The sequence below is a fragment of the Brevundimonas intermedia genome, from assembly GCF_027922165.1.
In the GTDB taxonomy this organism is placed as follows: domain Bacteria; phylum Pseudomonadota; class Alphaproteobacteria; order Caulobacterales; family Caulobacteraceae; genus Brevundimonas; species Brevundimonas intermedia.
The window spans coordinates 17,316-31,646 of record NZ_BSFD01000010.1; the positions used below are offsets into that span (position 1 = coordinate 17,316).

Annotated in this window: 13 protein-coding genes; 2 read left to right on the plus strand and 11 right to left on the minus strand. The window is 65.9% G+C overall.

The genetic code is table 11. The features are described 5' to 3' along the window. Positions 1-52: 52 nt before the first annotated feature. Both gltX and gltA read left to right on the plus strand, forming a co-directional pair. Complete coding sequence (gltX, locus tag PKE72_RS12650) at positions 53-1,468, plus strand: glutamate--tRNA ligase (RefSeq protein WP_271165742.1); 1,416 nt, start codon at positions 53-55, stop codon at positions 1,466-1,468. A gap of 67 nt (positions 1,469-1,535) precedes the next feature. Next, the gene (gene gltA / locus PKE72_RS12655; protein WP_271165743.1) at positions 1,536-2,837 is read left to right on the plus strand and encodes a citrate synthase; all 1,302 of its coding nucleotides are present in this window, start codon (positions 1,536-1,538) and stop codon (positions 2,835-2,837) included. Positions 2,838-2,922: 85 nt separating this feature from the next. Here gltA and lpxB read toward each other — a convergent pair whose 3' ends face one another. Genes lpxB through uppS form a run of 11 tightly spaced genes read right to left on the minus strand, consistent with a single transcriptional unit; the run spans position 2,923 to position 14,320 of the window. Further along, the gene (gene lpxB, locus PKE72_RS12660) at positions 2,923-4,092 is read right to left on the minus strand and encodes a lipid-A-disaccharide synthase (RefSeq protein WP_271165744.1); all 1,170 of its coding nucleotides are present in this window, start codon (positions 4,090-4,092) and stop codon (positions 2,923-2,925) included. Next, complete coding sequence (gene lpxI / locus PKE72_RS12665; RefSeq protein WP_271165745.1) at positions 4,089-4,928, minus strand: UDP-2,3-diacylglucosamine diphosphatase; 840 nt, start codon at positions 4,926-4,928, stop codon at positions 4,089-4,091. Before lpxI ends, lpxB begins: the two co-directional genes overlap by 4 nt. Further along, a complete protein-coding gene (lpxA, locus tag PKE72_RS12670) occupies positions 4,925-5,713 on the minus strand; it encodes an acyl-ACP--UDP-N-acetylglucosamine O-acyltransferase (protein ID WP_271165746.1) in 789 nt (262 codons plus the stop codon). Before lpxA ends, lpxI begins: the two co-directional genes overlap by 4 nt. Beyond that, complete coding sequence (gene fabZ, locus PKE72_RS12675) at positions 5,713-6,189, minus strand: 3-hydroxyacyl-ACP dehydratase FabZ (protein ID WP_271165747.1); 477 nt, start codon at positions 6,187-6,189, stop codon at positions 5,713-5,715. The genes lpxA and fabZ overlap by 1 nt, the downstream gene beginning before the upstream one ends. A 2-nt stretch (positions 6,190-6,191) precedes the next feature. Further along, positions 6,192-7,205, minus strand: a complete 1,014-nt coding sequence (gene lpxD, locus PKE72_RS12680) for a UDP-3-O-(3-hydroxymyristoyl)glucosamine N-acyltransferase (protein ID WP_271165748.1) — start codon at positions 7,203-7,205, stop codon at positions 6,192-6,194. 7 nt (positions 7,206-7,212) lie between these two features. Further along, a complete protein-coding gene (locus PKE72_RS12685) occupies positions 7,213-7,815 on the minus strand; it encodes an OmpH/Skp family outer membrane protein (RefSeq protein ID WP_271165749.1) in 603 nt (200 codons plus the stop codon). A gap of 37 nt (positions 7,816-7,852) precedes the next feature. Then, positions 7,853-10,276 (minus strand): outer membrane protein assembly factor BamA, encoded by a 2,424-nt coding sequence (bamA, locus tag PKE72_RS12690; RefSeq protein WP_271165750.1) that lies wholly within the window; start codon positions 10,274-10,276, stop codon positions 7,853-7,855. A 29-nt stretch (positions 10,277-10,305) separates the two neighbouring features. Further along, entirely contained in the window at positions 10,306-11,523 is a 1,218-nt protein-coding gene (rseP, locus tag PKE72_RS12695; protein WP_271165751.1) for an RIP metalloprotease RseP, read from the minus strand. Between the two features lie 24 nt (positions 11,524-11,547). Next, positions 11,548-12,744 carry a 1-deoxy-D-xylulose-5-phosphate reductoisomerase gene (gene dxr / locus PKE72_RS12700; RefSeq protein ID WP_271165752.1) on the minus strand — a complete coding sequence of 399 codons (1,197 nt, stop codon included), beginning with the start codon at positions 12,742-12,744 and terminating at the stop codon, positions 11,548-11,550. Beyond that, positions 12,741-13,562 (minus strand): phosphatidate cytidylyltransferase, encoded by an 822-nt coding sequence (locus PKE72_RS12705; RefSeq protein ID WP_271165753.1) that lies wholly within the window; start codon positions 13,560-13,562, stop codon positions 12,741-12,743. Before PKE72_RS12705 ends, dxr begins: the two co-directional genes overlap by 4 nt. Further along, complete coding sequence (gene uppS / locus PKE72_RS12710; RefSeq protein WP_271165754.1) at positions 13,562-14,320, minus strand: polyprenyl diphosphate synthase; 759 nt, start codon at positions 14,318-14,320, stop codon at positions 13,562-13,564. Before uppS ends, PKE72_RS12705 begins: the two co-directional genes overlap by 1 nt. Between the last annotated feature and the right edge of the window lie 11 nt (positions 14,321-14,331).

Genomic DNA, 14,331 nt, shown 5'->3' on the forward strand with positions numbered 1-14,331 from the left:
AGGCTTTGACGCGTCGGGGCGTATAAGGGCCTCGCTTACGGACCCTTCCCCCATGACCTCACCTTCCTCGACAGTCGTCACCCGCTTCGCCCCCTCGCCGACAGGCTATCTGCATATCGGCGGCGCGAGAACCGCTTTGTTCAACTGGCTGTACGCCAAGAGACACGCTGGGCGTTTCCTCATCCGGGTGGAGGACACCGACCGCGAACGCTCGACCGACGAAGCGGTGAAGGCCATCTTCGACGGCCTAAGCTGGCTCGAGCTGTTTGCCGACGAAGCGCCTGTGTTTCAGTTCAGCCGCGCCGACCGCCATCGCGAAGTGGTCGACCAACTGCTCGATACCGGCCACGCCTATCGCGACTTCACGACGGCTGAGGAAACCGGTCGCCTGCGCGACGCCGCCAAGGCCGAGCGCCGGGCTTTCGAATCCCCCTGGCGCGACCGCACGCCCACCGTCGACGACCTGGCCCTGCCGCATGTCGTCCGTTTCCGCCGGCCGCAGTCCGTCACCGTCACCGTCGCGGACGAGGTCCAGGGTTCGGTCAGCTGGTCGACCGACGACCTCGACGACCTGGTCCTGCTGCGCTCGGACGGGGCACCGACCTATAATCTCGCCGTCGTGGTCGACGACCACGATATGGGCGTCACCCACGTCATCCGCGGCGACGACCACCTGAACAACGCCGCCCGCCAGAGCCTGATCTATGACGCCCTGGGCTGGACACGGCCGACCTTCGCCCACATCCCCCTCATCCACGGCCCCGACGGCGCCAAGCTGTCGAAACGGCACGGCGCCCAGGCGGTCCACGAATATGCGGAGATGGGCTATCTGCCCGAGGCCATGCGCAACTATCTCGCCCGGCTGGGCTGGGCGCACGGGGATGACGAACTGTTCAGCGATGCTCAGGCCGTCGAATGGTTCGACTTGGCAGGCATCGGCAAGGCGCCGGCCCGTCTGGACTTCGACAAGCTGGCCCACGTCAATTCGCACTGGCTGCGCCTGGCCGACGACGAGCGCCTGGCCAAGCTGACGCTCGATATTCATCTGGCCCGAGGCCGCAGCCTTGCCGAAGCCGACGAGGCCAGGCTTCAGCGCGCCATGCCGTTCGTCAAGGACCGCGCCAAGACCGTGCTGGACCTGGCCGACCAGACCGAATTCGTGCTCAAGGCCCGCCCCCTGGCCCTCGACGAAAAAGGCCGCGCCCTGCTGTCGGGCGAGACCTCGGAGCGTCTTGCGCGCCTGCGCGACCGGCTGGCCCTGTTCCAGTCCTGGGACGTCTTCGCCCTGGAAGCCGAACTCAAGAGCTTCGCCGAATCCGAAGAGGTCGGGTTCGGCAAGATTGGTCCGCCGATGCGGACGGCCCTTACCGCTGGGTCAACTTCACCCGATATCGCACGAACTTTGTCCGCTCTTGGGCGCGACGAAAGTCTCGGGCGCTTGGATGATGCGCTGCAACAGACTAAGTGATCACCCACAACCAAAAAAGCGGCCGACGCCTCCCCGCGCCTGGACGTGTGATGCAAAGGGGCATTTCATGACTGAACAAGCCAATACCGCCGGCTCGGCGACCCTGTCCTTCGAGGGCAAGACCATCGAGCTTCCGGTCCTTTCGGGCTCCACCGGCCCGGACGTCATCGACATCCGCAAGATGTATGCGGGTACGGGCGCCTTCACCTTCGACCCGGGCTTCACCTCCACCGCCGCGTGCGAGTCGGCCCTGACCTATATCGACGGCGACGCCGGGGTGCTGCTGCACCGGGGCTACCCCATCGACCAGCTGGCCTCGCAATCGAACTTCGTGGAAGTCTGCCACCTGTTGCTGCACGGCGAACTGCCGACTGCGGCGCAGTACGAGAAGTTCGAGAACAGCATCACCATGCACACGATGCTGCACAGCCAGTTCGACCGCTTCTTCGAAGGCTTCCGCCGCGACGCCCACCCGATGGCGATCATGGTCGGCACGGTCGGCGCCCTGTCGGCCTTCTATCACGACAGCCTGGACATCCATGATCCAGTCCAGCGCGACATCTCGGCCATCCGCCTGATCGCCAAGATGCCGACTATCGCGGCCCGCGCCTACAAGTATCACGTCGGCCAGCCGTTTGTGTCGCCGCGCAACGACCTGTCCTACGCTGAGAACTTCCTGCGCATGTGCTTCGCCGTGCCGGCCGAGGACTATCACGTCGATCCGGCTCTGGTTCGCGCCATGGACCGCATCTTCACCCTGCACGCCGACCACGAACAGAACGCCTCGACCTCGACCGTCCGCCTGGCCGGCTCGTCGGGCGCCAATCCGTTCGCCTGTATCGCCGCCGGCATCGCCTGCCTGTGGGGCCCGTCGCACGGCGGCGCCAACGAAGAGGCGCTGACCATGCTGAAGCAGATCGGCACCCCGGACAACATCCCGGAGTTCATCCAGGGCGTGAAGGACCGCAAGTACAAGCTGATGGGCTTCGGCCACCGCGTGTACAAGAACTACGATCCGCGCGCCAAGGTCATGCAGCAGTCGGCCTATGAAGTCCTGGCCGCCACGGGCCGCGAGAACGACCCGCTGTTCCTGGTCGCCAAGGAGCTGGAGAAGGTCGCCCTGAACGACGAATACTTCACCTCGCGCAAGCTGTTCCCGAACGTCGACTTCTATTCGGGCATCACCCTGTCGGCGATGGGCTTCCCGACCAGCATGTTCACCGTCCTGTTCGCCCTGGCCCGCACCGTGGGCTGGATCGCCCAGTGGCAGGAAATGATGGCGGATCCGTCACAGAAGATCGGCCGCCCGCGTCAGCTCTACACGGGCCCGACCGAGCGCGACTATGTGCCGATCGAACAGCGCGGCTGATCGAGCGCCACAGGCCTGAAATGCAGAACGCCGGGGCGCAGGCCCCGGCGTTTTTCTTTGTCTGAGACAGACAGAACCGAGGCGCCTATCTGGCGGCCTTGGCCTCTATGACCCGTAGCACCGCCTCTGCGGCCAGGGCCGAAGGATCCGGCCCGCCTCGCCCCATCAGATCCAGCGCCGCCGTCTGACGCCTCGCTTGCTCGGCCGCAGCCTCGGGATCGTTCAGCAACCGCCCGACGGCGCCGGCCAGATTTTCGACAGACGCCTCGCCCTGGATGAACTCCGGGGCGATCCGTTGATCGGCGGCGATGTTGAACAGGGTGATGTGTTTCGCCGTCACGACCCGTTTCATCAGCTCATAACTGAGCCCGCCGATCTTGTAGGCGATGACCATGGGCGCGCCGGCCAGGGCCAGTTCGGTCGAGACCGTGCCGCTGGTGGCCAGGGCCGCCGTGGCCGCGCGCATGGCGTCATATTTCTCGGCCTCATCGACCAGATGGACGCGGAAGGGCCAGGCGGACACGCGACCGATCACATCCTTGGACACCGTGCCCGCAGCCGCCACAGCGACGTCCAACGTCGGGTCCTGCGCCTTCAGGCGCGCCACCGTCGCCTCGTAGACGGGCGTCATCCGCGCGATCTCGGCGGGGCGACTGCCCGGCAGGATCAGCAACAGTTTCGCATCGGCGGCTATGCCCCGGCGGGCGCGGAAGGCCGCGCCGTCGGCGTGGTCCATATCCACATGAAGCGCCGAAGACCCCACCACGGTCGTGGGCAGGCCTGCCCGCTCGAACCAGGGCGCGTCGAAGCTGTAGAGTGCCAGCAGGTGATCCACGGTCCGCGCCAGGGTCTTGGCCCGAACGGGGCGAGACGCCCAGACCTGAGGTCCGACATATTTGATCAGAGGCACGTCCGGCCTTGCGGCGCGGATCGCCTCGGCCACCCGAATGGTGAAACCCCAACTATCGATCAGGACCACGGCGTCTGGCTGTTCGGCTGCAGCCAGCGCCGCCGTCTCCCGAACCCGACGCCGGACCATGCCATAGGCGCGCAGGCCCTCGATCCAGCCCAGGATCGAAAGCTCGGCGATGTCGAAGGGGCTCACGACGCCCTCCGCCGCCATACGGGGACCACCGATGCCGACGAAGCTCACCGCCTCGCCCAACCGGTTCCTCAGCGCCTGGGCCAAGCCGGCGCCCAGGGCGTCGCCGGAAGCCTCGGCCGCGACCAGCATGATCTTCAACGGACGGCTCATCGGTCTTCACCCCAGACGAACAGACCCAGCCGGTCCGCAGCCGCCACTATAGCCGGCCGGTCGATCAGGATCAGCCGCCCCGTCACGCCGGCGATCCCCGCCAGGCCCGCCGCCGCCGCCAGCTCGACCGTGCGCGGCCCGATCACCGGCATGTCCACACGTAGATCCTGGATCGGCTTGGGCGCCTTGCCCAGCGCCCCCTTGGGGGCCGACGCAGAACCGCGAAGATCGGCCGGCAGCCCCGCCACCCGGTTCAGCATGGCGTCAGTACCCTCCTGGGCTTCGACCGCCAGAACGAGACCGTCACAGACGACCGCACCTTGGCCGATGTCCAGTTCGCCTGACTTTTCGGCGACATACAGGGCCTTTCTCAGGTCGGCGACCTGCTCCGGCGTCGGGGTCACAGCGCCGAGCGCGCCCTGCGCCAGGGTCTCGCCGCCCAGGATGTCATCGGCGCCTTCCACCGCGAACCCTTCCGCCTCGAACACCGACAGGATTTTGCGCAGCAAGGCGTCGTCGCCCTGGGTCGCCGCTGCGACGATCCCCGGCAGCAGGGTCGCGCCCTTGAAGTCCGGCTTCAAACTCTTGAAATCCGGCCGGTTGACGATGCCCGCCAGACAGACGGTCGTACAGGCTTCAGCCTTCAGCGCCTTCAGTATGGCGCCGATCTGGGCCATGCCGAACTCGGCGCCCGGCCAGCGGGTCAGGTGGGGATCGGCGAACCCGGCCAGCCGGATGATGAAGACCGGCCGCCCCTCGGCGTCGCACCGCGCCGCCACCGCCGCCGGCAGGCCGCCGCCGCCGGCGATCAGGCCCAGCTTTCCGGCAGGGCTCATTCCGCGTTCGGCAGACACAGCGGACGCCGCCCGCCGTCGCGGATGAAGGCGATGATCTCCATGATCTCCGGCAGGTCGGCATAGGCCTGGGCCACGCCCTCGATCCGGCCGGCGAACTCGCCCTGGCCCTCGAACAGGTCGCGATAGGCGGCCAGCAGACGGCGCACCTGATCCTTGCCATAGCCCTTGCGCTTCAGTCCGATCAGGTTCAGTCCGCGCAGTCGCGCGTGATTGCCCCAGGCCGAGCCATAGGGGATGACGTCTCGGGTCACGGCGGCCAGACCGCCGATGATCGCCCCCTGCCCCACACGGCCGTTCTGGTGCACGGCGCACAGGCCGCCCAGGAAGACCTTGTCGCCAATATGAGCATGGCCGCCCAGGGTGGCGTTATTGGCCATGACAAGGTTGCTGCCGACCACGCAGTCGTGGCCCACGTGGGCGCCGGTCATGAACAGGTTGTTGGACCCGACGACGGTCACACCCGTCCCCTGCGGCGTGCCCCGATTGAAGGTGCAATGCTCGCGAATCTGGTTGTTTTCGCCGATCTCCAGTCGCACCGGCTCGCCCTTATAGCCGTTGTGCTGCGGGTCCCCGCCGATGACGGCGAACGGATGGATCACCGTCCCCGCCCCCACCGTCGTGTCCTGCTGAACCACCACATGGCTGACCAGACGCACGCCCTCGGCCAGGACCACATTCGGCCCGACGGTGCACCAGGGCCCGACCTCGACCCCTTCGGCTAGGGTCGCCGTGGCGTCGATCAGGGCGGTGGGGTGAAGGGTCATCAGGCGGCGGGCTCGGTCGCTGGAGTGGGTACGGTCACGACCATGGCCATGAATTCGGCCTCGGCCGCCAGCTTGCCGTCGATGAAGGTCTCCCCCCGGAACTTGTAGGCGTCGCCGCGCGCCTTGATCACCTTGACCTCCATCCGCAGTTGGTCGCCCGGCCGCGCCGGTTTGCGGAAACGCACGCCGTCTATGGACATGAACATGATGACCTTGTCCGCCACGGCCACGTCCAGGGTCTTGGACATCAGCAGGGCGCCCGTCTGCGCCATGGCTTCGACGATCAGCACGCCGGGCATGACGGGGTCGATCGGGAAATGGCCGGGGAAGAAGGGCTCGTTGTGTGTGACGTTCTTGACGCCCACGATGGAGGTCCGGGGCACGAAATCTTCGGCCTTGTCCACCAGCAGGAAGGGATAGCGGTGCGGCAGCCGCCGCATCACCTCGGCGTAATCGATCTTGCCGTCTTCGCTCATCCCTATGATTCCTTCGGGGCCTTCTTTGAAGAGGCCTGTTTGGCGAGCCAGACGGTTTCGCGCAAGAACTGTCGGATCGGACGGGCCGGATAACCCGACCAGGTCTCGCCCGCCGGAATATTCGCCAGGACGCCCGCGCCCGCCGCAACGCGTGCGCCCTCGCCGATGGTGATATGATCGCCGACGCCGGCCTTGCCGCCGAATATAACATTGTCGCCGACGGTCACGGAGCCCGAGATGCCCGTATTGGCGACCAGAAGGCAGTTGCGCCCGATGACGCAATTGTGGCCCACCATGACCAGATTATCGATCTTGGTGTTCTCGCCGATGACCGTGTCGTCATAGGCGCCCCGGTCGATGCAGGAATTGGCGCCGACCGTGACGCCATCCTGCAGGATGACACGCCCCAGCTGGGGGATGTCCATAACGCCGGAAGCCGTGCCCGTGGCGCCGAAGCCCGCCTCGCCGATGCGCGCGCCGGCGTAAAGCTTCACCCGGTCGCCGATCAGGGCGAAGCCGACGGTGACGTTCGAACCGATCACGCAATCCCGGCCGATCTGCACGCCCGGACCGATGACGGTGTTGGCGCAGATGCGCGTGCCGCGTCCGATACGGACACCCTCGCCGAGCACGACGCCCGGCTCAACCACCACAGTGTCGTCCTCGGCCGCCTCGGACGCCGCAATAGGGCGGTCGAGCGTAATGGGGCGGTGCAGCAGGGCTGAGGCCATGGCCCAGGACGCCTGAGGCGTGCGGGACACGATGACGGCGGACTCTGCGGGGGCGGACGCCACGGCCTCGGACGGCACGATCACGCACCCCGCCTTGGTCGCGGCCAGGGCTGCGGCGAATTTGCGGTCGCCCAGAAATGCGATCGCGCCCCCGTCCGCAGAGGACAGGGGCGCGACGGAGCCTATTATCCGATCCCCGCCCCTCTCGACCTCGCCTCCGATTTGCGACGCCAGATCGACGACGGACAGGGGGGTGAGGGTTTCGAAGAAGCGGGTGTCGGGCATGTGGACCTTAGTTAGCGGCGGCCGGCTGTTGCGACTGCTGGGCCGGAACCGCCATACGGTTGAACGACAGAGTCGGCAGGGCCGTGTTCAGGCGCTGGATGGCCGCATCGGTCAGGTCCATGGCCGGGTTCATCATGAAGACGCTCTCGCGATCCAGCAGCAGGCCGCAGCCGCGCTCCTGGTACAGGGCGGTCAGGATCGGCGAAACGGCTTCGGTGATGGCCTGGCGTTGCATGGCCAGGGTGTAGCGCAGTTCGTTCTCGCGGGTGCCTTCCAGCTGCTGAGCTTCTTGCGCGCGCTGTTGCAGGGCTTGACGGCGCTGCTGCAGTTGGTCAGCCGGCAGGCTGGCGCCCGAGGTCTGCAGTTGCTGGGCTTCGGACTGGATGGCCGTGGCATAGGGCTGAAGCTCGCCCTGAACTTCCTGGGCCAGTTGTTGCATACGGGCCTCGACGGCCTGACCGGCAGCCGACTGGGCCAGCAGGCGGGCGTTGTAATAGACGCACACGCCCGGAACGACCGGACCCGGGTTTGCGGGCGCGGCCGTCTGGGCAGAGGCGGCGGTGGCGACCAGAGAAGCGGCGGCCGTGGCGGCGATGATCAGAGCTTTCATGGGGTAATCCTCGTGCGAGCGCTTTTGCGTCGCTTCCTTAGAACTGGGTGGAGGTCGAGAAGCGGAAGGATTCCGTCTTGTCGTAGTCTTCTTTGGACAGGACCTTGGAGATGTCGAACCGGATGGGCCCCATCGGCGACTTCCAGTGGATGCTGACCCCGGCCGAGGCCCGCAGCGACAGTTCGTCGGCGATTGTCGAATCGACGGTGCCGGTCGAGGTCAGCTTGTAGCGGTCATCGAGCACGCCCAGCGTACCGACGTCGGCGAACAGCGAGGTCTTGATGCCGTACTGTTCGGGCAGATAGTTCGGCAGGGTCAGCTCAACCGTGCCGATGGCGTAGAAATTGCCGCCTAGGGCGTCGGTCGTATCTAGGTCGCGCGGTCCCATGCCGGCGGTCTCGAAGCCGCGGAAGCTGTTGCCGCCCTTGAAGAAGCGGTCGTTGATCCGGATCGGATCGCCGTTCCAGCCGCTGATATAGCCGGTCGAACCCTGAACGCTGACGACCCACTGCGGGGTGAAGCCGTAGTACCAGGCCGCGTCAGCCTCGGTCTTCACATAGTTCACGTCCCCGCCCAGACCGGCGAAGTCCTGGCGCAACGAACTGGACCAGCCACGCGTCGGCCGAACCGGATCATTGGTGTAGTTCATCTGCAGCGTATAGCCGACCGACGAGTTGATATAGCTGCCGACCTGGTCGCAAAGCGCCGACGAACCGCTGCCGGTCGTGGTGCAATAGCCGGTCGGTACGATGATCTCGTCCGACTTCAGGAAGTAGCGGGTGCTGAGCAGCATATTGCCGTTCAGCGGATAGGACAGCCGCAGGCCGCCGCCGGTCGAGCGGTAATCGTACGACGAATATTCGCTGAGGTCGTAGCGCGAGTGGAACAGATCCCAACCGGCGCGCAGATCGCGTCCGAGGAATTTCGGCTCGGTGAAGCGGAAATCGACCTGCTGGCGCAGCGAGCCCCATTCCATCCGGGCGACGACGTTCTGGCCCCGGCCGCGGAAGTTCCGTTCCGAGATGCCCAGATTGACCGTGAAGGAGTCGACCGAGCTGAAGCCGGCGCCGACCGAGAGCTCTCCCGTCGGCTGTTCTTCCACATTGACGTTGATGACCGAACGGTCCGGCGCGCTGCCGCGCGTCTCCTCGATCGTCACATCCTTGAAGAAGCCGAGTGCGCGCAGATTGTTGCGCGAACGCTCCATCAGGGCGCGATTGAAGGCGTCGCCTTCGGTCAGCATCAGTTCGCGCCGGATGACCGGATCAATGGTGCGGGTGTTGCCGACCACATTGATGCGGTCGATATAGACGCGCTGGCCTTCGGAGACGTTGAAGGTCACGTCGACCGTGTCGGTCTCGGGATTGGCGCGATAGGTCGGATTGATCTCGACGAAGGCGTAGCCGGCCGAACCGGCGGCGAAGGTCAGGGCGTCGACCGCCTGCTCGATCTTGTCGCTCTCGTAGAGCTGGCCTTCGCGGATCGGCACCAGGGCCTTCAGGAACTCGGCGTTCAGGCGGTCATTCTCTGTGATGACGTCGACCTTGCCGAAATTGTACTTGTCGCCTTCATTCAGGGTCAGAGTGATCTGGAAGGCCTGATCATCCGGCTGCAGCTCAGCGACCGAAGAGATGATGCGGAAGTCATAGTAGCCGCGGTTCGTATAAAATTTGCGCAGCTGCTCCTGATCATAGTCCAGACGGTTCGGATCATAGTTGTCGTTGCTGGAGAAGAATTTCCACCACTGCGATCGTTCCGTCACCATGACGTCGCGGACGTCATTGTCGGAGAAAGCCTGGTTGCCCAGCACATTGATGGCGCTGATGCCGGTCTCGGCGCCTTCGTTGATCTCGAAGATGACGTCGACGCGGTTCTGCTCCAGTTGGACCAGCTTGGGCGTCACGGTCGCGGAAATACGGCCTTGCAGGCGATACAGTTCGACGATGGCGCCGACGTCTTCCTGCACCTTGGCGCGGGTGTAGATGCCGCGAGGCTGGAGCGTGACCTCCTTGGTCAGCTTGTCCTCGGACAGGGCGCTGTTCCCCTCGAACACCACTTGGTTGATGATCGGGTTCTCGACGATCTGCACGATCAGGTCGCCGTTCTGGACGCCGAGTTGCACGTCCGCGAACAGGCCGGTGCGCGACAGGGTCCGCACTGCGACGTCCAGCACCTGGGCGTCGACATTGTCCCCGGGTCGGATCGGCAGATAGGACAGGACCGTCGTCTGGTCGATCCGTTGCGCGCCCTGGACCAGGATGCGGTTGACGGTCAGCGTTTGAGGCGCGGCGATCTCGACGCGCGGCGGTTGGCCGTCAGCGGGCGCGGTCTGCGGAGCCGGGGCCGGCGCCGGCGCCGATTGCGCCAGAGCGGGGGCGCCGAGCCCGGCGGCGACGGCCAGCGCGAGGAGGCTGGAACGGGCGCCCAGTCGGACGGCGGCGCGAGATTTCATGTCGTTCATTCTGAAAACCATCGGGGGCTGGCGTCGGCTCACGAGACGAGCCCGCCGAGGAATTGGAAGATGTTGAGCTTCTGTAGGTCGTTCCACGTCGCGAACAACATAAATCCCGCCAGAAGCGCAAGACCTGCGCGATAGCCCATCTCCTGATACCGCGCCGCCACGGGCCGCCGGGCTACGGCTTCATAGCCGTAGAAAAGCAGATGGCCGCCGTCCAGCACAGGAATGGGCAACAGATTTAGAAAGCCGATTCCGATCGAAAGTATGGCGGCGAAGGTTGTCAACGTCAGCAGAAGGTTGATCGCAATGGCGCCGGGGTCCGGATTGGCTTCGACCGCAGCCGTTGTCAGGGACCCGGTCGCCTTGGCTATGCCCAGCGGGCCGCTGAACTGATCGCCGGACTCACGCCCCGTCACCAGACGTCCCAGATAGGTTAGGGTCGAGCCGATGACATCGCCCGTCTGGCGTACGCCTTCGGCCACAGCTTCGACAGGTCCATAGCGGACGTGGCGCAAATCGCCGGCCGCAGGCGCGAGACCCAGGCCGATACGCCCAACCTTGACTCGACCGGCGATGGGATCGTTTTCCTCGCGGCGTTCGGGCGTGGCCGTCAGCTCGACGGCCCGTCCCTGACGTTCAACGGTAAACCGAACCGGATCACCGCTGGACAGCATGACGGTGCGTGTCACCTCGCCACCGTCCTTGATCGCCTTGCCGTTCACGCCAGTGATCAGGTCGCCGACCTGGAAGCCCGCAGCTGCGGCCGGCGAACCGGCCTGAACCTGAGCCACGCGGGCAGGACGCAATTGCGTCCCCACGCTCATGAAGACGATCGCGAAGATGGTGATTGCCAGGACGAAATTGGCGGCGGGCCCGGCGACGACGATCAGCGCGCGCTGCCATACCGGCTTGAAGTGAAAATAGTCGCGCTCGGCGCCCGGCCCACCCTCGGCGATCACTCGCTGCCGCAGTTCAGCCAACCCCGCCTGGTCAGGCACGCTGGAAGCGTCCAGATCGCCTGAAAACTTCACATAGCCGCCCAGCGGCATCCAGCCGAACCGCCATTCGATCCCGTGGCGATCCGTGCGGCTGAAGATCGCCTTGCCGAAGCCGATAGCGAAACGGTCCACCTTCACGCCGAAGGCGCGGGCGACCAGGAAGTGACCCAGCTCATGGATGGTGACGATGAAGGTCAGCACCAGCAGGAACGGCACGATGTAGATCAGGATCTGACCCAGGGCGCCCAGCATTGTAAAATCGTCTCCCCAGGCCGATCAGGCCACGTTCGCCAATCCGGCGATTATAGTTTCAGCCATGAGACGGGCCTCGGCATCGACCGAAAGGGCCGCGCCACAGGCGTCTCCAGAGCCGAAAACCATCCCCGCTTTCGTCGCACGCTCAAGGGTTTCGGCGACGACTGCGGCAATATTGAGAAAGCCCAGCTTGCGGTCAAGAAATGCGAAAGCCGCCACCTCGTTGGCGGCGTTGAACACGGCTGGGGCGGCGCCCCCTGCGGCCAACGCCTGGCGCGCCAGATCCAAGGCCGGAAACCGCGCCAGATCGGGCGCTTCAAACGTCAGCCGCCCCAAGGCGGCCAAGTCCAGCCTGGGTGCAGGCCAGGCGATCCGATCCGGCCAGGCCAAGGCGCAGGCGATCGGCGTGCGCATGTCCGGGGGGCCCATCTGGGCCAGGGTGGAGCCATCCACATATTCCACAAGGCTGTGGATAATCGACTCCGGGTGCACCACCACGTCGATACGCTCCTGCGGCATGCCGAACAGATAGGCAGCCTCGATCATCTCCAGGCCCTTGTTGGCCATGGTGGCGCTGTCGACCGAAATCTTGGCGCCCATGCTCCAGTTCGGGTGGGCGACGGCCTGTTCGGGCGTGACCCCCGCCATCTGGGCGAGCGACGTCTGCCGGAAAGGACCGCCGGACGCCGTCAGCACCAGTTTCGCCACCTGTTCAGGCGCCTCGGCGGGAAAGACCTGAAAGATGGCCGAATGCTCGGAATCGACCGGGATCAGCCGCCCCCCTGCCCGCTTGACCCGCTCGATCAGCGCCGGTCCGCAACAGACCAGGCTCTCCTTGTTGGCCAGAGCCAGAATCGCGCCTGTGTCCGCCGCCGCCCACGCCGACTTCAGACCCGCCGCACCGACGATCGAAGCCATGATCCAGTCCGCCGGCCGCGTCGCCGCCTCGACGATCGCCGCCTCCCCAGCCGCCACGGCCACGCCGGTTCCCGCCAGGGCGTCTCGCAGATCGTACAATCTTGCCGGATCGGCGGTCACAGCCAGTTTGGGCTTCCACCGCCGCGCCTGCTCGGCCAGCTTCACGATATTGGCGCCGCCTGTCAGGGCCTCAACCTCGAAACCGCCCGTGCCCGACGCCTCGGCCTGTTCCATCAGATCGAGAGTCGAGGAGCCAACCGAGCCGGTCGAGCCCAGAACCGTGACGCGACGACGGATCAAGACGCGCCCCGTTCCAGAAGAAGCACCGCTAGGCGCCCCGCCGCCACGACCACCACCGCGAACATCATTCCGTCCACGCGGTCCAGCAGCCCACCATGCCCCGGTATGGTGTTGCCTGCGTCCTTGACCCCGAACCGCCGCTTGAGCGCCGATTCCCAAAGGTCGCCCGCCATGGTCGCCAGCGCCGCCGCCAGCCCCAGGATCGCGCCCCAGAAAATCGTCAACCGCCCCATGTCGAACCAAGCCGTCAGCACGGCGCCGGCGACTGCGCCCGCCAGAATGCCGCCGACAAAGCCGGACCAGGTCTTGTTGGGCGAATAGCGCGGCCACAGCTTGGGACCGCCGAAAGTGGAACCGGCCAGATAGGCCAGGATATCCGCCGACCAGGTGACCGCGAAGACCAGAGCCGTCCAGTGCAACCCGACCGGACTTTCGCCGTCACGCAGCCAGATCAGCAGAACGGACGGCCAACCCAGATAGAGCACGCCATAGGCCGCATCAATGGCCTGCTGTCCCTGTTTGCGGGCGTAGAGACCTGCCGCAGCCGCGCCGAACACCAGAACGACAAAGGCCACGGACATGACGCCGAAATAGGCGCTGACGACCGCAGCCATGACTGCGAGAGCCACTGCGCCCCCAACCGTGCGTCGGGCTCTCGGCGCACTCATCGCGCCCCATTCGAAAGACAGCACCACGCTGGCGGCCAGAACCAGCGCCAGGAACCAGACGCCGCCGAACCAGGTGGCCGCGACCGCAGCCGGCGCAAGCACGGCGGCTGAGGCCGCCCTCAGCGCAATATCACGTCCCTTGACCGCCATCAGGCCGACACACGGGCAGGCGCGGGTTCTCGTCCGCCATAGCGGCGCTCACGTTGGGCGAAGGCCGCGACCGCCTCGCCCAAGGCCTTCGGGCCGTAGTCGGGCCACAGGATGTCCTGGAACACCAGTTCGGCATAGGCCGCTTCCCAGAGCAGGAAGTTCGACAGCCTCTGCTCGCCCGAGGTGCGGATGATCAGATCCAGCGGCGGCGACCCCGCCGTCGCCAGTCCGGCCGCAAAATTCTCTTCATTCAACGGCTCGGTGGTCTCGCCGGCCAGGATGCGCTCCGCATGCCGCCGCGCGGCGTCGATCAGATCGGCCCGGCCGCCATAGTTGAAGGCGACCTGAAGCATGAATTTGTCATTGTGGGCCGTCTGCGCCTCGGCCTTGTCGATGATAGCGGCGATGTCGGCGGGCAGCCCCTCGCGACGCCCAAGGATGCGCAGACGCACCCCCGCCTTCTCCAGTCGCGCCAGATCGCTGGCGACATAGGTCCGCACCAGTCCCATAAGGTCCGAGACCTCTTCGGCGGGGCGGCTCCAATTCTCGGTCGAGAAGCCGAAGACGGTCAAGCAACGAATTCCGAAGTCCGGCGCGGCCTGGATCGTCCGTTTCAGCGCCTGCACACCCTCACGGTGGCCCAGTGCGCGCGGCAACCCCTTCGCCTTGGCCCAGCGGCCATTGCCGTCCATGATGATGGCGACATGACGCGGTCCATCCGGACCCGGGCCTGAAGGCGCGGCGCTGTCTGCCGTCATCTGTCGTTCGA

Coding starts and splice junctions, on each gene's coding strand:
- gltX (WP_271165742.1), top strand. CDS start 53: ATGACCTCACCTTCCTCGACAGTCGTCACCCGCTTCGCCCCCTCGCCG.
- gltA (WP_271165743.1), top strand. CDS start 1,536: ATGACTGAACAAGCCAATACCGCCGGCTCGGCGACCCTGTCCTTCGAG.
- lpxB (WP_271165744.1), bottom strand. CDS start 4,092: ATGAGCCGTCCGTTGAAGATCATGCTGGTCGCGGCCGAGGCTTCCGGC.
- lpxI (WP_271165745.1), bottom strand. CDS start 4,928: ATGAGCCCTGCCGGAAAGCTGGGCCTGATCGCCGGCGGCGGCGGCCTG.
- lpxA (WP_271165746.1), bottom strand. CDS start 5,713: ATGACCCTTCACCCCACCGCCCTGATCGACGCCACGGCGACCCTAGCC.
- fabZ (WP_271165747.1), bottom strand. CDS start 6,189: ATGAGCGAAGACGGCAAGATCGATTACGCCGAGGTGATGCGGCGGCTG.
- lpxD (WP_271165748.1), bottom strand. CDS start 7,205: ATGCCCGACACCCGCTTCTTCGAAACCCTCACCCCCCTGTCCGTCGTC.
- PKE72_RS12685 (WP_271165749.1), bottom strand. CDS start 7,815: ATGAAAGCTCTGATCATCGCCGCCACGGCCGCCGCTTCTCTGGTCGCC.
- bamA (WP_271165750.1), bottom strand. CDS start 10,276: ATGAACGACATGAAATCTCGCGCCGCCGTCCGACTGGGCGCCCGTTCC.
- rseP (WP_271165751.1), bottom strand. CDS start 11,523: ATGCTGGGCGCCCTGGGTCAGATCCTGATCTACATCGTGCCGTTCCTG.
- PKE72_RS12705 (WP_271165753.1), bottom strand. CDS start 13,562: ATGGCGGTCAAGGGACGTGATATTGCGCTGAGGGCGGCCTCAGCCGCC.
- uppS (WP_271165754.1), bottom strand. CDS start 14,320: ATGACGGCAGACAGCGCCGCGCCTTCAGGCCCGGGTCCGGATGGACCG.